The sequence below is a fragment of the Desertivirga arenae genome (assembly GCF_017355785.1).
Lineage (GTDB): Bacteria > Bacteroidota > Bacteroidia > Sphingobacteriales > Sphingobacteriaceae > Desertivirga > Desertivirga arenae.
The window spans coordinates 224578-244606 of the sequence record NZ_JAFEWE010000006.1 but is presented as its reverse complement, the minus strand read 5'-3'; the positions used below and the strand labels follow the sequence as shown (position 1 = coordinate 244606).

The 20029-nt window shown below is 42.0% G+C and carries 12 protein-coding genes; 10 read left to right on the top strand and 2 right to left on the bottom strand.

Annotated elements, in window-relative coordinates; all coding sequences use genetic code 11:
• Positions 1–13 precede the first annotated feature (13 nt).
• Positions 14–1519, bottom strand: a complete 1506-nt coding sequence (locus J4N24_RS14455) for an alpha-L-fucosidase (protein WP_207534408.1) — start codon at positions 1517–1519, stop codon at positions 14–16.
• 46 nt (positions 1520–1565) lie between these two features.
• On the bottom strand, positions 1566–2483 hold the full coding sequence (locus tag J4N24_RS14450) for an alpha/beta hydrolase (RefSeq protein WP_207534407.1): 918 nt from the start codon (positions 2481–2483) through the stop codon (positions 1566–1568).
• Positions 2484–2693: 210 nt separating this feature from the next.
• On the opposite strand from J4N24_RS14450, the gene J4N24_RS14445 reads away from it, so the two are divergent.
• The 10 genes from J4N24_RS14445 (at position 2694) to J4N24_RS14400 (ending at position 19994) form a co-directional block, all read left to right on the top strand.
• The gene (locus tag J4N24_RS14445; RefSeq protein WP_207534406.1) at positions 2694–5042 is read left to right on the top strand and encodes a glycoside hydrolase family 31 protein; all 2349 of its coding nucleotides are present in this window, start codon (positions 2694–2696) and stop codon (positions 5040–5042) included.
• Positions 5043–5246: 204 nt separating this feature from the next.
• Positions 5247–5846 carry an RNA polymerase sigma factor gene (locus J4N24_RS14440; RefSeq protein WP_207534405.1) on the top strand — a complete coding sequence of 200 codons (600 nt, stop codon included), beginning with the start codon at positions 5247–5249 and terminating at the stop codon, positions 5844–5846.
• Between the two features lie 145 nt (positions 5847–5991).
• Positions 5992–7056, top strand: a complete 1065-nt coding sequence (locus J4N24_RS14435; protein ID WP_207534404.1) for a FecR family protein — start codon at positions 5992–5994, stop codon at positions 7054–7056.
• Positions 7057–7297: 241 nt separating this feature from the next.
• Positions 7298–10780, top strand: a complete 3483-nt coding sequence (locus tag J4N24_RS14430) for a TonB-dependent receptor (protein ID WP_207534403.1) — start codon at positions 7298–7300, stop codon at positions 10778–10780.
• 12 nt (positions 10781–10792) lie between these two features.
• Entirely contained in the window at positions 10793–12547 is a 1755-nt protein-coding gene (locus J4N24_RS14425) for a RagB/SusD family nutrient uptake outer membrane protein (protein WP_207534402.1), read from the top strand.
• A 104-nt stretch (positions 12548–12651) separates the two neighbouring features.
• Complete coding sequence (locus J4N24_RS14420; RefSeq protein WP_207534401.1) at positions 12652–13917, top strand: DUF2264 domain-containing protein; 1266 nt, start codon at positions 12652–12654, stop codon at positions 13915–13917.
• A gap of 18 nt (positions 13918–13935) precedes the next feature.
• Positions 13936–15198 (top strand): glycoside hydrolase family 88 protein, encoded by a 1263-nt coding sequence (locus J4N24_RS14415; protein ID WP_207534400.1) that lies wholly within the window; start codon positions 13936–13938, stop codon positions 15196–15198.
• Between the two features lie 11 nt (positions 15199–15209).
• Entirely contained in the window at positions 15210–16463 is a 1254-nt protein-coding gene (locus J4N24_RS14410) for an SGNH/GDSL hydrolase family protein (RefSeq protein WP_207534399.1), read from the top strand.
• Between the two features lie 15 nt (positions 16464–16478).
• Entirely contained in the window at positions 16479–17792 is a 1314-nt protein-coding gene (locus tag J4N24_RS14405) for an alpha-L-fucosidase (protein WP_207534398.1), read from the top strand.
• Between the two features lie 39 nt (positions 17793–17831).
• Positions 17832–19994: a glycoside hydrolase family 3 C-terminal domain-containing protein gene (locus tag J4N24_RS14400; protein ID WP_207534397.1), complete on the top strand. Its 2163-nt coding sequence runs from the start codon at positions 17832–17834 to the stop codon at positions 19992–19994.
• Positions 19995–20029: the final 35 nt, after the last annotated feature.

The window sequence follows — 20029 nt, the reverse complement described above, 5'->3', positions numbered from 1 at the left end:
CTTTATCCGCAAGTTATTTAAAAGTTGTTTTCAGTACATACCCCTGAGATCTGTCTGCTGGAGTAGGAATATCAAGGTAAAGGGCATCCGCTCTCTGTTCAAATTTTAAAATCCCATATCCTAATAATTCAACTTGCTTTATCTTTCCTGAGCCTTGGTTTAACGACTTGACCTTGATCTTTCCATCCGAGGGACTTTTCATTGCAATGGCGTAGATTGTACTGTTTCTACAGGTAAACCAAATATCTTCCGATGAGATATTGAGTTTGAATCCCTCCGTTTGTCTTTGTTCAGTGCTTCCGATATTGAGTGAGGCAGGTCCTTCGTGTGTTATCTTCCACCGTTGTGTTCCATAAACCGCTTCACCGTTTATTTTCATCCATTTACCTAGCTCCTCAAGGTTTCGTGCTGCCTGAACTGGTACCGATCCGTCTGCTGCTGGTCCGATATTCAACATATAATTCCCTCCTTTGCTGGTAATCTCCAAAAGCCAGTATAGAAGTTCCTGTGGCGACTTCCAGTCGTTATCGTAAGATTTATAGCCCCAGGAGTTGTTGAGGGTACCAACGGTCTCCCATGGGAGATCGAATTTCTCCTGTTGCTCAGGAATTTTATTATCTCCCGGAATATCATAATCTCCCAACTGATTCCCGATACGTTGGTTAATTATTGTATTGGGTTGCTTCTTATAAACTGTTTTGTAGAATTGGAAGCTTTGTCCTGGTTTCATTAAACCTGGCATATCAAACCAGATACATTTAAGGTCGGGAAAGGAAGTTAGCAGCTCTTCAACTTGTGGAATTGCTTTTTTATCGAGGTACGCTTGAAACGTATTTTGACTTGGGTCCCAAAGGTTCGCACCGAAAGGATCGGTAACAGCTCCTTTTTTATCGTTCAATAACTTTGTTTCCTGATATTGAGCGTCAGCTCCGTCCGCCCAGTCGATATTATGGGAGTAATATATCCCAAAGTCTAGCCCATACTTCTTGCAAGCTTTATATAGATCGGCCAGGACATCGCGGTTGTATGGGGTAGCATCAACAATATTAAAAGGACTTACTTTCGAATGGTACATTGCAAATCCTTCATGATGCTTTGCTGTGATCACTATATATTTCATTCCTGCATTTTTTGCAAGAGAGGCAATAGCATCAGCATTGAAATTGACAGGATTAAACTGACCTGCTAGCTCGGCATATTCTTTTCTTGGTATTTTCGCTACCAGTTGCACCCATTCTGCTACATTGGGTACACCCATTTCCTCCATTTTCTTTCCCTTCCAAATTCCTCCGGGAATAGCATAAAGGCCCCAATGGATAAACATGCCAAACCTTGCATCTTGAAATGACTTTAAGGCGTCTTTCTTTGATTCATGCATCTTCTGCCATTCCTTTTGCATGGAAGTCTGTGCTATTGCTTCTGAGTACCCATTATTCAGTAAGGTATAAATATACCAAGCCACAATGATCACTATGGTTTTGTAAGGCTGTTTGAATGTTACAGGTTGGAAGATTAACATAAGGTGTGTTTTTATTTTCTGATGAATTAATGTGAGGAGTATTGCCTTATAGCCAGTGGTTCGCCAGCATCCACTCCCGACACCTTTCAAACCAGCGATCAGTTGTAGTACTATTCTCTAAACCGAAGCCATGACCTCCTTTAGGGTAGATAATCAGTTCCGCCTCAACCTGGTGTTTGCGCAAAGCCATGTAGTAAGCGATGCTGTTTTCCACCTTTACTGCCTTATCGTCTCCACAATGAATAAGAAGACTTACCGGGCTGTGTTCGTCAACCTGCATTTCTGCAGAATACGAACTTACATCAATGGGAGTGGGACTCAGGCCAAGAAGATTAGTCCTGGAGCCTTCATGGGTAAGACTGTCTGTCATACTGATTACAGGATATACCAAAATACAGAAACTGGGTCGTAAAATGCTGTTTTCTTCCGGGAACGCTATATGCTTTTCCCTGTATTTAGTAGATAAGCAGGCTGCAAGATGCCCTCCCGCAGAGAAGCCTAATACCCCTGTCCTCTGAGGATCGATCTTCCACTTTGATGCATTTTTTCTTACAATAAAAATTGCTTGTTCTGCATCCTGTAACGGACCTTTTTTCTTATCGGCCATGGTGGCGTTACTAGGCATCCTGTATTTTACAACAAATGCGGCAACCCCGATCTTGTTAAATGCCTGTGCAACTTTTTCTCCTTCCGCTGTTACAGAAACGCCAGCGTAGCCTCCTCCTGGAAATATAATTACCGCCGGAGCCGGAGTTGGAATACCTGCAGGAAGATAGCTTGTGATTGTTGGAAGACTTGTGTTGTAAATAAATTTATTTCCCCCTCCAATATCTTTTGATCCTTCCTGTTGTCCTCCTTGTTTTGAACCTGGAATTCGTCCCGGATATAATGGAATTACTGTTTGGCAATAGGCTACTTTGACAGCCATTAGTACAAGCAAGAGTGCTGAAATTAGAACTTTCATGTAAATAAGTATAGAGGTGTTTGGGTGTTGTATTTGACACGAAGTAAGTGTGTTGGGCTATAGGAAATGAATTAACAACAGAAGTATTTGCAATGGGAAGGCTCCCAATCAGCGGGACCCGTCCCAATCGTTTATTCTTCTGTAGTAATGCGGGTTCGCCGCAGAATACCTCATTTATTTGCTTAACAAATTATAAACGAAGTTTTCTATATGAGAATATTCCTACTTCTATGCTTCTTCATATTCCTGTTCCTGCCAGGAAAGTCGAACGAGCGATTCAAATTGTCTAATGGAAATCATGCAACACTGGAGGTTTGCAGCCCATCCCTGATTCATATGAGGATCGCTTCATCTGATGTCAATGATCAAACGCTCATGGAGCGTTACAGAGTGCTTAAAACCAATTGGCAGAAAGTGAATTATGAAAAGCACATCAGCAAAGAGTTTTTAACGGTCGAAACTTCCAGGATTGTATTAAGAATGTCCTTAATAGATGGTGCTGTAGTGTTAAAAAGAAAGGGCGAAAGAGAAAACCTGATAGATACTATCCGGGCAAATGTAAGAAAGAATGATTTTACGCAGCAACTTGAACAGTCACTGAAAAATTACTTTTCTAATAGCCCTTTAAAGTCTGATGGTATCATAGGAGATGCGGGAAAGAAGCAGGGATCTTCTAATCAGGTTTTGGCGGGAGAGAACTCTGTTTTAAGCTTTTCTTTGAAGGATCAGGAAAGGTTTTACGGTCTTGGCAACGCGAGTCGTGAAAGTATACAGCACAGAGGCCATGCCATCCGTATTTGGGTTCAGTATCAGCGATCAGAATCACCCATCCCATATGTTATGTCTAACAAAGGCTGGGGCGTTTTTTATAATACAACTAAACTGCATTTTTTTGATGTTGGGCGTTTTAATAAAGATAAAATGTATGTGTACGAGCCTAATCAGACACAGGTAGACTTTTATCTTTTTGAGGGGAATAGTATGCAGCATCTCCTGGATCAGTATACAGACTTAACTGGTAAAAGTTATGTTCTACCGAGATGGGCCTATGGTTTAGCATTTGGCAGTAACACTAAAGAAAACCAGTTCAATGTCCTGGATAACGCTTATCGTTTTCGCCAGGAGGAGATCCCTTGTGATATTTACTGGTTAGAGCCTCAGTGGATGGCTAAGTATTACGATTTTTCTACTAAAAAGGATTGGAACAAAGATCTGTTTGTGGCTCAGCTTCCATGGACAGATAACAGGAGGGCCCTCTTTATTAAGCGATTAAGTAACATGGGTTTCAAAACGGCGCTTTGGTTGTGTGTTGAGCACGATTTTTCGATAGAGGAGGAGGACAGGATAAATGCCCTTCATAACAAACCATTATCAGGAAAAGAGCACTGGTTTGATCATTTAAAGAAATTTGTAGACCAGGGTGTGATCGGATTTAAGCTCGACCCTTCCCGCACGCTCGATGAACATCCCGATACCACTTATCATAATGGACGTAAAGATGCTGAAATGCATATGCTGAATCAAACATTACTTGTGAGGAACTTGCAGGAGACTCTTTTGAAGCATACTGGCAAACGATCCTTTCAGCACTATTGCGGGGGCTATGCCGGAGTTCAGCGTTATGGGGCAATGACTCTGGGAGATAATGGAGGGACTGCAGGAACAATGGTGGATCTATTCAATCTGGGCATGAGTGGCAGTAGTAATATTTCGTGCGACATTCTGGATGAAGTTGACCCCCTACTTCCGGGCATGCATATGGGATTCTTCCTGCCCTGGGTACAACTCAATAGTTGGGCTTATACCGTTTATCCTTTTTATTTTAGTCCGAAAGATAAGGCTGCATTCAGGTTTTACGATCAGTTACGCTATCAGCTAAATCCTTATATCTATTCGAACGCGCTAGTAGCAGCGCAAACAGGGCTACCTATGGCAAGGCCGATGCCTTTGATGTATCCCGATAACGAAAAAATGGCAGATCTGAAAAAGCAATACATGTTCGGTGAAAATTTCCTGATTGGCGCTTTTACGAATTCTATAGAATTGCCTGAAGGTCGCTGGATTGATTTTTGGACAAACAAAGCTTTTCATGGGAACCAGTCGGTCTCCGTTCAGCTACCAGAAAATGCAGGTGGACCTTTATTTATCAAGGCGGGGGCAATAATCCCCTTTCAAAATAAGAAGCAATTCATAGAAACTCTGCCTCCCGATAGTCTTATACTGAAAGTCTACCCCTATGGTAACAGTAGTTATACTTTACTGGAGGATGATGGGGAGACACATGGATTTGAGGATGGAGCGATTGCAAAAACCGAATTTAGTTGCAACGAGCAACAGCGGAAAATAACATTTTCTGTCAATGCTGTCGTGGGAAGCTATAAAGGAATGCCATCACAGAGATTTTATGAGATACAATTACAGTATCCCAAAAAACCGCTTAGCGCGATGATTAATGGTAAGAAAACGAATAATTGGACCTATAATTCAAAAACTGCTGTCCTAACTTGCAGGATGTCTGCTGATACCAGAAGGAGCTATACGATAGATCTATTCTATTGATGTTGAATATGATATTACCATATTTGAAATGATTTGATAAGGGCCCTGATTCCCTGATTCCCAGAGGCAGGATATGGATGTGGAGTGTAAACAAGCGTAATAGAAATCGACAGATTTCTGTTACGCTTGCTATTTCAACACTAAGGTGCTAAATTGTATGCCTTTAGTATTGGACTCTTCGTCCTTTTTTTCGGCTTTCTTACTATGATATTTGCGGCGACGGACCTTTTAAATAAAACTGATCAGGAAATCTGGGATTTATTCCGGAATGGTGATCAGGACGCCTATAATACGTTAATGAGAAGGTATACAAAGTCCTTGATCAATTACGGCTTCCGTATTTGTCAGGATAAGGATTTCGCAAAAGATTGTGTTCAGGAAGTGTTTTTGGACCTATGGAGAAGGAGGGAAGGCCAGGGCTCGGTAAAGGCTGTAAAATCTTATTTGTTTAAATCGATCAGGCTGCGCATCTATCGGGACAGGTCACTTTGGAAGCAAAATGAGGATTTGAACGATAATGAACAATTTGCAATAGAATTTGATATTGAATCAAAACTTATTGAAGATGTATCATTCCAGGAAATGAGCCTGAAAATAAAAAAGATTTTAAATACGCTGCCTCCCAGGCAAAAGGAGATCATGTACCTTCGTTTCTTCGAGAACCTCAGTCTTGATCAGATCTCTGATACAATGAACATCAGTAAACAGTCCGTAAATAACCTTCTCCAAAAAGCTTACAAAAGTTTCAGATCAGAATGGAGCTTGTTACTGCTGATATTACCAACCTGTTTTTTTTATAATTAAATCCGAATCAAGATTTAACTCTCTTTTTTTTGTAATTTATTTATTTGGTTTTTAAGTGTATATGAATTATTTATCTATTTTTTTCAAATAGAGGGGTAGTTTTTCAGAAAAACTGAATCATAGCAGTATAACCAAGTTAAGTATAATGACCAATTACGAAACCTTCAGTCCCGAGGACTTTATTCAGGATGAATTCTTTATTAGCTGGGTATTACATCCCACAAGGGTGGAGGAGGAATTCTGGCATCAGTGGTTGGTTGATTTCCCCGAAAGAAAAATTTATACAGATCAGGCCAGAACTATACTTTTAGCAGTAAGAGCACATGAACTGGAGTCTGCTACCTCAAACCAGGACGTAGAGGATGTGGTAGCTTACGTTAATAAGCATGGCTACCAATGGCAGGGTGATGTAAGTAAAACCACCAAAATTTGGAACGCTACATGGTTCAGAATAGCTGCAATGCTATTTGTTGTCTTATCGGTAGTTCTGATCTTCTATACCTCTGCTGATAAACAAAGCAGGAATACAGATCTTGCTGGTACAGGATGGACAGAATTCAGAAATCAGACTGCACAAAGCAGGATCGTACAAATGGGGGATGGCTCACTTGCAGTTTTAAAACCGAATTCTGTTTTGAAATATCCTCAGACATTTTCAGATACCGTAAGAGAAGTTTTTTTAACCGGGGAAGCTTTTTTCGAAGTGCGAAAAAATCCAAAGAAACCTTTCCTGGTGCATAGCAAGGATATTATTACCAAAGTGTTAGGTACCAGTTTCACAGTAAGGGCCTATGTAGCGGAAGGTAAAAGTTCGGTAATCGTGAATACGGGTAAAGTAGTAGTTTATACCCCTGAAAGAAATTTAGAAAAGCAATCCAATTCAGTATTGCTTCTTCCTCATCAGCAGGTTACTTTAAACAGAGAGCAGAAGGAGCTTGTGAAAGACACTGTAGAGTCAACTATGTTATTAGCGAAAGAGACTGCAAGGGTAGCGTTTTCATTTGATAAGGCACCCATGCATGAGGTGATTCAAAAACTCGAATCTGCTTACAATGTAAAGATAAATTATAATAGCAGGCAGTTAGAAGATTTAACCGTAACTGCATCATTGTCAGATCTTCCTTTGGATGAAAAGGTAAAACTTATTTGTAAAGCAGTAGGGGCAAGCTGTAGCTTTAACGAAGGTAAGATCAGTATTCAGAAGAATTAGAACTATAATAATAACTAACCATTCCGTAACTAACTAATTTCCATACATGAAGAAAAGGATCAGCTAGCAGAAAAAAATCGGTGGTATTTGGCGATACCACCGATCAATGTCTAAGCCCAAATGCTTCGTAACCATTTTCATGCAACCCCAGGGGTTGTACAGGGCTTCTTTTGTCGAATTATTAACTAATTAATAACCTTCACTCAAAAATATGAAATATAAAGATCTACTGCTAAAAATTATGAAGATTACATTTTTACAGTTAACCATAATTTCTATTGTTCTCAGCAGTGCTTCAGCGTATGATGGGAAGGCGCAGGCTATCCTGAATAAGGAAGTGTCTGTGAACTTGCCAACAACTGACCTTGGCACTGTTCTTAAGGTGCTGCAGGAGAACTATAAAATAAACTTCGTTTACAGTGATCAGCTGATCGACGTAAAACAAAAGGTCAGTTTTTTTACCCAGAGGCGTTCCCTTAACGAAGCCCTCCACGCCCTTCTTGATCCGTTGAATTTAACTTTTGAAGCTTCTGGTGATGTGATCGCTATAAGTCCCGCTAGTCAGGATATCGCTACCATGAACTACGGAAAATCTGAGAGGCAGAATTCCCAAATATCCATTTCCGGTAAAGTTGTGGATGAGAAGGGTGGAGACCCTTTACCCGGTGTATCTGTAAAGATTAAAGGCACAACAACGGGTGTTAGCACTAATACTGCAGGTCTATATACTATTAACGTAGGTAAGCCGGGGGCTATACTTGTTTTTAGCTTCATTGGTTACGAAAGTCAGGAGGTGGTTGTTGGAACTTCTCCCATTATCAACGTTGTGCTTAAAGCTTCGGTTAGTAGTTTGAATGAAGTGGTGGTAGTTGGCTATGGAGTTCAGAAAAGAGTAAATGTGATTGGCGCGGTTTCTACTGTTGAAGCTAAGGAACTAGAAAACCGTCCCGTCACAAATCTTTCGAGTGCTCTGGCTGGACTTGCCTCTGGGGTTTATGTCCGTCAAACTACAGGAAGGCCCGGCTATGATGGAGCAAGTATTCTTGTTCGTGGTCTCGGAACTACAAATAGCACTGCACCTCTTGTTGTGATTGATGGGATTGTCGGTTCTATGGATGCCGTAAATCCAAACGATGTAGAGAGCATTTCGGTATTGAAAGATGCAGCAACTGCTGCAATATATGGTTCACTTGCCTCCAATGGAGTAATTCTTATCACAACCAAGAAAGGGTCAAAGAATAAAACCACTGTTCGCTATACCTCGCTACTTTCGAAAGCAGAACCCAATAACCTTCCTGAGTTCGTTTCTGACTATGTGCGGTCGATGCAGTTGGTAAATGAAGGATACAAAAATATCGGGCAAGACCCGGTGTACACCGAAGCGACAATGGACCTCTGGAGAAAGGCTGCGGCAGATCCAAATGGTTTAAATGCCATTGGTGTTCCTAACAATATTGCATATCCCAATACCAATTGGGGAAAAGAGTTATTCAGCAACTCAACCCCTATGCAGAACCATAACGTTGCTCTGAACGGAGGTAATGAAAACTCACAGTTCCTTCTTTCTGCAAATTATATGGAAAACCCTGGAACTATGGTGAATACAGGAGCTGACCGGTACGGACTTAGAGTTAATCTACAATCAAAGATTGCAAAGTTCCTGACCGTGGGCACCCAAACCTTTGGCGATAGGCAAAAGTTCGGCGTTAATGATTTGGCTACGGCATTCGCGTATTTAACTGCCAGTGTTCCTGGTTTATATCCACAATATAATGGAAACTATGGTTTTCCCGCCGCCGCTGAAGAATCGGCCACAGCTAATAATCCTATATCCTGGTTATATACTCAGGGCGGCGGGAATACACTATCCAGGATCAATACCACAGTATTTGCTAATTTTAATATAATAAAGGGGCTGTCATTTGAGGTTAAAGGCCATTATGATAATTCCTCGACAGAAGGGAGGCTTTTCACCAAACCAATAACCAAAGTAAATTTTGCGACAGGAGTTGTTGGAGCTGCAGCAGTTTCTCCTAGTCAGCTAACCACCCAATATTCATTATCAAAAAGCTACAATATAATACTTGATAATGTATTGAGGTTTCAGAGAGTAATAGCAAAAGATCACAGCTTGGGGGCGCTTGTGGGTTACAATCAACAATATTTCAATAATTATAATTTCAATGCTTTAAAGTTAGGCTTAGTTGATCCTTCCATCACTACCCTTAATGCTGCTACCACAGTAACAAGCGCAACAGGAGATGAAAGCGATTTTGCTATGCGGTCTTATTTCGGGCAGGTAAATTACACTTACAAAGACCGTTATATTTTTCAGGCTGTAATGCGTAAAGACGGGTCATCGAGATTTTCCGAAAGTAAGAGGTGGGGTTTCTTCCCTTCATTCTCCGCCGGTTACAAGATCTCCTCGGAACCCTTTATGGAAAAAATTAATAAGTACGTTGATAATCTGAAGATCAGAGCCTCATGGGGTAGAACGGGTAATAATGCCTCTGGAAATTATGATTATCAGGCAACTTATAATTCAACCCAATACTCTTTCAATAACTTGCAAACAAGTGGGTTGATCCAGACTAAGTTTGCTAATCCAAACCTGATGTGGGAAACAACAGAAACTACTAATCTTGGATTAGATGGAGCCTTGTTAAAAAATACCTTAACATTCGAAATTGATGCATACAGGGGACGAACCACAGGTATCCTGGCAGTGCCTCCTATTCCTCTGATTGTGGGTACTAGTACCGCTCCTACACAGAATGTTGCTGGAGTATTAAAAAAAGGTCTGGAACTCACCCTCGGTTATAACTCGAAAATCGGAGCGTTGAGATATAACATTAAAGGGAATATTGCCTACAACACGAACTCCGTAACCAAGTATATCGGAAGCACTTCTAATGGTCCTAGTCAGATCACTCAAGGGCAGCCTATTAATTCTATTTACCTTTTTGAGCTTTATAAAGGAAATGGTAGCTATACTAATGAAGATGGAACAGTAAATAAGGACGGGGGGCCTAAAGATGGTATGATCAGGACTCCTGAAGATATGAACTGGCTGCAGAATATGGTGGCAGCGGGTTACACATTCCAACCATCAGGTGGAATTGGAAAGAATAAAATATGGTATGGCGACTTGATCTATGCTGATAGGAAAGGGGATGGAATTTATGGAAATGCCGGCGACCAGGTATATACAGGAAAATCTCCTAATCCGAAATGGAACTACGGTTTCAGCGCCAATCTGGCTTATAAGGGTTTCGATATGTCTATGATCTGGGCAGGAAGTGAGGGAATGTTCTACTATTGGAATGCTTTGTACCTGAACCAATCAATTGTGGGCTTAGGTAAAGCGGTTCCTACGATGGTGGCAGATGACCATTATTTCTTCAATGAGGCAAATCCCTCAGATCCTGCTAATAATATCAACGGACGATATCCCCGCTTAAAGACTACAGATCCTCAAAATACTTACGCAAGTGAATTCTATCTGTATAATGCATCTTATCTTAAGCTAAAGAACCTTCAGGTAGGGTACACCCTGAATACAAGTAAATTGAAAAAAGTAGGATTGAGTAATGTTAGGGTATTTGCAGGGGGAGAGAATTTATTAACGATCACCAAATATCCTGGTCTCGATCCTGAGATAGGTCCAAGTTTGGGTTATCCAACTATGAGGCAATATACACTGGGTTTAAACATGACATTCTAATCTGATTGAAGTATGAAAAAGATATTAATATTTTTCCTGTTCGTTCTAACGGCCTGTCAGAAGGACTTGTTAGACACAACGCCCTATTCTTCTGTTTCTTCATCTACCATGTGGACCTCAGACAATTTAACTGATCTTGGCGTAGCAGGGGTTTACGCAGGGTTGAGGTTAGGAATCGGTAATAGCAGTAATGGTTTAACTTTCGAGATCTATGAATTAGACAGGTTTAGCTCTACCAGTCAAACCCGCTTTGATGAGCCTCTGCTTAATGGTACTATAAACGCTGGTGATGGTTTATTTTCGACCTTCTGGAAGAACTTTTATGAAGGCATTCAAAGAGCAAACGATGCCATTAAAAACATCCCGGAAAAGTCGCCCTCCAGTCCTGAAAAGAAGGCTCGTTATGTGGCTGAATGTAAATTCATCAGAGCCTACTTTTATTTCAAGTTGAATGAGTTATACAAAGGAGTGCCTATATACCTCGAACCTTTTACTCCAGGAGAGGCAACAAAAGCCCGGTCTACCGAAGAAGAGGTTTGGAGTCAGGTTATTGCAGACCTTACCGATTGTATTAATGAGCCTAATTTGCCCGGAAGATATGTGTCTGGTAACGCCAATTACGGCCATGTTACCAAGGGCGCTGCCTATGCCTTAAGAGGGAAAGCTTATCTGTACCTTAAAAAGTGGGATTCAGCGGCTGCGGACTTTAGTGAGGTAAAGAAGGCTGGGTACTCTTTGTTTTCCAATTATGCAACCCTGTTCACAGCAACCAATGAACAATCCCCTGAGATGATCTTCTCCATCCAGAATATAAGTCAGCCAAACTACGGTGGATCCTACCAGGTATTTCTGGGCAATCGCTCTGCAAGAGGATCTGGATGGAATTATTTCATGCCATCACCAAATCTGGTAGACCTGTATGAAAATCTCAACGGTTCTAAATTTAATTGGGATGATGTTCTTCCAGGTTATTCAGCAATGACTCCTGCCGAGCGTGAGGTGTTCTTTCTACGCGATAATTTAACTGCAGGAGAAATAACAGCGGCAACTAACCGCGGTGCTAAAATGAGTCTTTATCTACCTAATGGCAATGAGGCAAGAGTAAAACAAGCCTATGCGAATCGTGATCCAAGGCTACAGGCCACTGTAATTACTCCTTATTCTGGTTTCGAAGGTGCTTATAGCAATACAACAACGGCAACTACCGCTTATTTACGCTGGCCTTATAGAAGCCAGGCAATTTTGAATGGCGATGTTCAATCTGATACTCAAAACTATTTTTACTATCTGTACAGGAAATTTGTATCGACAGGTACAACAGAAATTATTAGCAGGGATTATGCTCCAGTTGATATTCCGGTTATTCGTTATGCAGATGTGCTTTTAATGTGGGCAGAAGCTTTAAACGAACAAGGACTAATGTCTGAGGCCATTGATCTTGTAAACGAAGTACGTAGAAGAGCCGGCGTAGCCCTGCTAAATTCCAACGCAGCGACTACGGTTGCCGGGCAGGAGGACCTTCGTACACGCATACGAAACGAGAGAAGGGTAGAGCTCCCAATTGAAGGTGTTACCTTCTTTGACGAGTTAAGGTGGAAGACCTGGAAAGACAATGTCTTCTATCCTGGAAATGGGAGAAAGCAGGTTTGGGGAGCTAATGTTGCAGGTTACTCTTTTAAAGCAGACTATATTTATACATGGCCTATTCCCCTGGGGGATATAGTAATGAATCCTTCACTTACGCAAAATCCTGGTTGGATTAACTAGATAAAGATCTCTCCGGAAGTCAAGTTCCGGAGAGATTATTAGAACAGTTTCAAATACCGATGACTATAAAAATAGCCCGGAAGGAAAACTTTTGACTTTATTTAATGGAAAGACGATCTTTTTTAAAATGCCTGCCACTGGGTGGAGCAGGAATAATATTGCCCCGATATGAGGGATTTCTATCCCCGATTACCGGAAGTGCAGTGAATTCCGACAACAAGAGTGGTAGCGACAGAGAATACTGGACGAACTTACTTTTTCGGATAGCAAGTCCCGTTCTTGAAAACATTAGCAAAAACACGCTGAAAAAAAATATGCCGCTTGAGAAACCAGCCGATTACAATACTGTGGCAGAAAAGGTAAGTTATTTAGAAGCTTTTGGTAGAACAATATGTGGCATTGCACCATGGCTAGGACTTCCTGGCGATAGTACTTCGGAAGGAAAAAAGAGGGAGATGCTCTATCAGTATTATCTCCAGGGGATCACGAATGCTGTTGATCCGGCCGCCCCTGATTATCTTAACTTTCGTCAACTGCCTCAACCCCTTGTTGATGCTGCCCATCTGTGTCAAGGACTCCTCCGTGCCCCTCAACGTCTTTGGGAGCCCTTAAGCAATCAAACTAAGGAGAGATTCATTACGGAATTGAAGCAGCTTCGAAGGATTTCTCCTGCCTACAATAACTGGCTTTTATTTGCCGCTATGGTGGAAACCTTTTTAATGTATGCCAATAGTGAATATGAACCCTTGCGGATACTGGTAGGGGTAAGGAAAATACAGGAATGGTACAAGGGGGATGGATGGTATGCCGACGGACCCGACTTTGCCCTTGATTACTATAACAGCTATGTGATCCACTCTATGCTGGTAGATATTCTGCGGATAAATTCAGAACGAAGTCTGATTGCAAGGACAGATTACGACCAGGCATTGAAACGAATGCAACGCTATTCCATGCTGCTGGAACGCATGATATCCCCGGAAGGTACCTATCCAGCTATTGGAAGATCCATGACCTATAGAACTGCAGCTTTTCAGCCTTTGTCGCAACTTGCTCTTGAACACAAACTTCCTTCAGAGCTTTCCCCTGCCCAGGTAAGATGTGCTATTACCGCAGTAATGAGAAGGGTTTTTGAAAGCAAGGGGACCTTTGATGAAAAGGGCTGGCTTAAGATCGGCATTTGTGGAAGTCAGTTGGCTGTGGCTGATCCCTATACCTCAACAGGTAGCCTTTATATCTGTTCGGAAGGATTTCTTGCCCTTGGTTTGGCCCCAGATGATCCTTTCTGGAAAGATCCTGCTGCTGAATGGACTTCCCGGAAAGTATGGGCGGGAAAACCTGTCCTTAACGATCATGCCGCACACTACTAAATTTTAAATAAACACACCATGAAGAAATTATTTTTTAAATCCCTGTTACTGGCAGTCATTGTATATGCTAGTGGATTTATTGCCCTTGATAAAACTACCATCTCCCGAACCTTTGAACTGGCCGGACAACAGTATTCCCAGCTTTTGAATATAGCTACAGACATGAAAAAGTATCCAAGAACGGCCGATCCGAATGGAAAGACAAGTTATGCGGGGATTGAGGACTGGACGGGAGGCTTTTGGCCGGGATGCTTATGGCGGGTATACGAATACTCCAAAGATGAAAAATGGAAGGCGGCTGCTATTAAATGGACAGAATCACTTGAGAAGAATCAATACAATACCGCTCATCACGATATCGGGTTTATGATGTATTGCAGTTACGGAAATGCTTACAGGATCACTGGTAATCCTGCATACAAAGACATATTAATACAAAGCGCCAAGTCCTTAATTACCCGTTTTAATCCCAAAGTGGGTGCTATTAAATCCTGGGAGGTTTTCCATTCCTGGGATGGAAAGCATACGTATAATTATCCTGTGATCATTGATAATATGATGAACCTGGAGCTTTTGTTCTTTGCGTCGAAAGCAAGTGGAGACAGTCGCTATCGTGATGTAGCCATTAAGCATGCAGAAACTACGCTAAAGAACCATTACCGGCCCGACTTTAGTTCCTACCACGTGATCTGTTATGATCCAGAAACTGGGAAGGTGCTAAGTAAGGAAACTGCCCAGGGCTTTTCTGATAATTCTGCCTGGGCACGTGGGCAGGCCTGGGGGCTGTACGGTTACACCATGGTGTACAGGGAAACCCGGGATAAGAAGTTTTTGAAAGCAGCCCTTAAGATGGCAGATTTCTACATAAATAATAAAAATCTTCCCTCAGATCATATTCCATATTGGGATTTTAATGTGGATCAACAGGGTTATAAGCCGAACTGGAATTATAATCCCAAACGCTTTGAAAATCCCCCCCGTGATGCTTCAGCCGCTGCAATAACAAGCTCTGCCCTTATTGAATTGAGTACCTATACTTCAGGGGATACGAGGAAGAGACTCTTCGATATGGCAGAGTCTATTTTGAGTAGTTTAAGTACAAAGGCTTACCAGGCTGAGCCTGGCACTAACGGACTATTTCTGCTAAAACACAGCGTGGGGAGCATTCCTCATAATGGAGAGATTGACGTTCCGCTTGTTTATGCCGACTACTATTTCCTGGAGGCTCTGCTCCGCTATCAACAACTGAAGAATAATCCTGATAAACCTCTTTTTCCCTAAAGCAAGCTGCTATGTTCAGAATATTTAATTGGTGTATCCGGCTCTGTTTCTTCTATTGGCTAATTGGTACAAATGCTTATGCCCAGGGGGGAGTTTCTTTTCCAGAGCCGCTTCAGGTAAGAAATGGACTACCTGGCTTTTTCAAAAAGTTAAGTAACAGCCAGCCCCTTACTATTGCTTATCTAGGGGGAAGTATAACAGAGGCCGCGGGATATAGGGTAGAAACAGAAAAATATTTTAAGAATACTTTTCCAGGCAGTACTATTAAAACGGTTAACGCGGGCGTAGGTGGTACTGGAGCTGCCCTTGGTGTCTTCCGGCTTCAGGATGAAGTATTGAAGTATAGGCCTGACCTTGTTTTTGTGGAATTTGCTGTAAATGACGCTGAAACAGACTCGTTGCTGCTCTGCAATGCAATGGAAGGAATTGTCAGGCAGATTAAAAAGAGTGATCCAAAAACGGACATTTGTTTTCTTTATTCGGTCTACGAACCCATGTTGAAGGATTTGCAGGCAGGGAAACAGGTGCGGTCAGTTCGCCTAATGGAACGTTTAGCAGACCATTATAAACTTCCCTCCATAAATCTTTCCTATGATGTAATCAGGAAGGTAAACTCAGGTGATTTAATTTTTCATGGAAGTCCGGATGTTAACTACGGTGCAAAAACGGTGTTCAGCACAGACGGTACCCATCCAGGAGTCGAGGGGCATGCTATTTATACCCATACTATTACAAAAGCATTTAAACAGCTAATTGGAATGGGAAAGAGGGGCCGAATACCCACTCCGCTATATCTTACTAATTTCGATAAAACACTTATTCTACAACCAGAGGTAGCTGCAAAAACGCCGGGATGGATTGATGCAAAATCGGAAAAGGAGTTACAACCCTACCTTAAGGTCTACCCGGAACTTATATACTCTGCTGATACCAGGGATAGTATCACAATAAAGTTCAAAGGCACTTACATCGGAATTGGCGATATTCTGGGTCCTTCTGCTGCCGGAGCCGTGGAAATAAGGGTTGACGATAACGAACCTATTAGAAGGTCGCGTTTCGACAGTTATTGCTGGTTCTACAGACGGAGTTTCTATTTGATAGGACCACTACCTAATTCTGCCCACACTGTAAGCATTAAAAAGGCAGATCTGGATATAGATAAAGCCGAAATTATTGGAGGACATTCTTCTGTCTTCCCAAACGGTTCTTACCAGCCCTCCAACGCCTATATAGGGAATATAATGATCATCGGTAAAAAAAATTAAATATCACGTCAAGAAATGAAAAGAACATTTTTCTTAATAGCAATACTGATAGGGGTCAAAACGTCCTTCTCGCAGCCCTACAAACCAACAAAAGCGAATCTCGATAGCCGTAAGAAGTTTGAGGATATGCGTTTCGGAATGTTCATTCACTGGGGATTATTCAGTATTCCTGGCGCGGGTGAATGGGTAATGAATGAAAGGAATATTACCGTAAAAAACTATAGCAGGCTCGAAGATTGTTTCAATCCTACCGAATTTGATCCTGCTAAATATGTTGCTGCAGCAAAAAGTGCGGGGATGAAATATATTACGCTGGTCACCCGCCACCATGATGGCTTTAGTTTGTGGGATACCCGCTACTCTGACTTTAACGCGATGAACTCCCCGTTTAAAAAGGATGTGGTGGCAATGGTTGCTAAGGAATGTCGTCGTCAGGGCATAAAGCTGTTCCTCTATTACTCGCTATTGGACTGGAGGCGCGATGATTATTCTTATTGGACCGGCAACACTGGTCAGGGAACCGGGCGCAGCAAGCGAGGTAATTGGAACGACTATATTACCTTCATGAAGAACCAGCTTACCGAGTTATTAACCAATTACGGCGAGATTGGGGGGATCTGGTTTGATGGTTACTGGGACCAGTATCCTAAAGACACGAAACAGGTAAGGTTAGATTGGCATACCAGGGAGATCTACGACCTGATACACAAACTTCAACCAAACTGCCTGGTAGGTAATAATCACCATCTGGCACCACTTCCCGGCGAGGACTTCCAAATGTTTGAGAGAGATCTTCCCGGCGCAAACACTTCAGGTTTTGGAGGAGCCCAGGCTTCAGATCTTCCAATGGAAACTTGTGAGACCATGAATAATTCCTGGGGATTTAACCTGACTGATACCAGCTATAAATCATCTAAAACACTCATTCATTACCTGGTCAATGCTGCAGGTCTAAACGCAAATTTTCTATTAAACATAGGTCCTATGCCAAATGGTGCAATCCAACCGGAGTTTACAGATACTTTAAGTAAGATAGGCGCCTGGATGAATAAGAACGGCGCGACAATCTATGGTACTAAAGGAATGCCTGCCCTCCGTCAGGAATGGGGGGTAGTAACAGCCACAGACAAACATCTCTACGCTCACATCCTCAAAAGTGGACCAGTGGAAACTGTTTTGATCAAAGGACTGCGGGAGAAGGTAAAGAAAGCAAGTTTATATGGAAGAAATCAGGTAGTTAAATTCAAGAAGAACGGGGAGGGGCTCATTCTTGATCTTAAGGGACTTAAGCTGGACGACACAGATACTATTATCCAATTGGAAATCTAAACACTTAGGGCCATTCATCACAAAGACATATAGAATTACATGAAAACAAAATATATAATAGCTTTTTTCCTGTTCTTTAACTCGGGCTACAGATGTTCTCTCGCGCAGAAAAAGGATCCTGAGTTGGACATAAAGATTAAAGCACTTATCAGCAAAATGACTTTGGAAGAGAAGATCGGAATGCTGCATGCCAATGATCTTTTTTCATCAGCAGGGGTTGAACGATTGGGAATTCCTCCGTTGGTAAGTGATGACGGTCCCTTAGGAGTTCGTGAGGAGGTAAAGGTTGGATGGTTACCTGCGGGATTAACAACTGATTCTGCTACGTTCTTTCCTAACGGTTCCGCTATTGCTGCTACCTGGAATCCGGAAATGGCTTACCAATATGGTGTTGCTCTGGGTGAGGAGGCAAGGGCTAGAAAGAAGAACGTTATCCTTGCACCTGCCTTTAATATTGCCAGGACTCCCTTATGTGGTCGAACCTATGAGTACTATTCAGAGGATCCCTTCCTCAACAGCCGGCTTGCAGTGAGAGCAGTTAAAGGTATTCAGAGTAAAAATGTTGCTGCCTGTGTTAAGCATTATGCTTTGAATAACCAGGAATATGATCGCTTCAAGGTAAATGTTGAAGCAGATGAGCGTACGCTGAGGGAGATTTACCTGCCTGCTTTTAAAGCTGCTGTACAGGAGGGTGATGCATGGGCAGTTATGTCTGCCTACAATAAATTCCGTGGCGTTTTTTGCTCCGAAAACAAGTATCTGCTCAAGGACATATTAAAGGATCAATGGGGTTTTAAAGGCGTTGTTATTTCTGACTGGGGAGGAACTCATAGTACAGTCACAGCAGCCAAGAACGGACTTGACATAGAGATGGGAACGGAGTCTCCTTACGAGCAGTACTATTTTGCAGCACCGCTTTTTAAGGCTGTGAAGAATAATGAAGTTAGCACTGCCTTAATTGATGAAAAAGTCTATCGCATCCTTTGGTTGATGCACCACACCAGTATGTCTGATAATCACAGTGCCGGTCAAATTAATACTCCTGAACATGCTCTTACCACTTATAATATCGCAAAAGAGTCAATCGTGCTGTTAAAAAATAATAAAAAGCTATTGCCACTGCTTAATGCCGGGACGAAAAAGATTGCGGTGATCGGCGATAACGCTATTCGAACCTTTCATAACGGTGGTTTTGGTGCAGGGGTAAAAGCTAAGTACGAAGTTAATGCGCTTCAGGGATTATATAACAGGCTGGGGAAGAATGCTTCTCTTCGCTTTGCACAAGGCTACAACGCACTTTATAAATCTACAGATTCTGAAGAGCAAAGAATTACGGCTAATATCCCGGATGAATCTTTGATCAGCAAGGCGGTTGATGAAGCTAAGAATGCTGATGTGGCAATAGTTTTTATTGGGGGAAACCGGGAAGTGGAAAGCGAGGGAAAGGACAGAAAAGATATTCAATTACCTTTTGGTCAGGAAGCTCTTGTTGCTGCAGTTTCGGCAGCAAACCCGAATACTATTATTGTGGTAGTAGGTGGCGCTCCTTATGTTCTTACCAAAATGGATAATGCTAATCACACCATCTTGTGGTCGTGGTATAATGGTTCCGAGGGAGGGAATGCTTTAGCAGATGTGATCCTGGGTAAGGTCAACCCTTCAGGCAGGCTTCCATTTACCTTTCCGGTTAAACTTGAAGATTCTCCGGCCCATGCTTTAGGGACCTATCCTGGCAGCGAATTTTCTACAGAATATAAAGAAGGGATCTTAGTTGGGTACCGCTGGTATGATACTAAACATATTGCTCCTTTATATCCTTTCGGTTTCGGACTCTCTTACAGTACATTTCTTTATTCCGATGCCAGCACTGATAAACAATTGTACCCGGCAGATGGAAAGATAATGGTATCCATTAAACTTAAGAATGGTGGAACGCAGGCAGGAAATGAGGTAGTTCAGCTATATGCTTCCAAGTCTGAATCGAAGGTCGACCGACCGGAAAAGGAACTTAAAGGTTTTACAAAGGTTTGGTTGGAACCAGGAGAAATGAAAACACTTAGGATACCGCTAAATGTGGCAGATCTGGCTTATTTCGATGCGAAAATGATGAGATGGAAAGTTGAGGAAGGAACTTATAAACTGATGATCGGCAGTTCATCAAGAGATATAAAATTGAGCAGGGAAATAACAGTTAGTAGGTAAATGAGGCATTCAATAAGCTGATTAAATACGAAAAT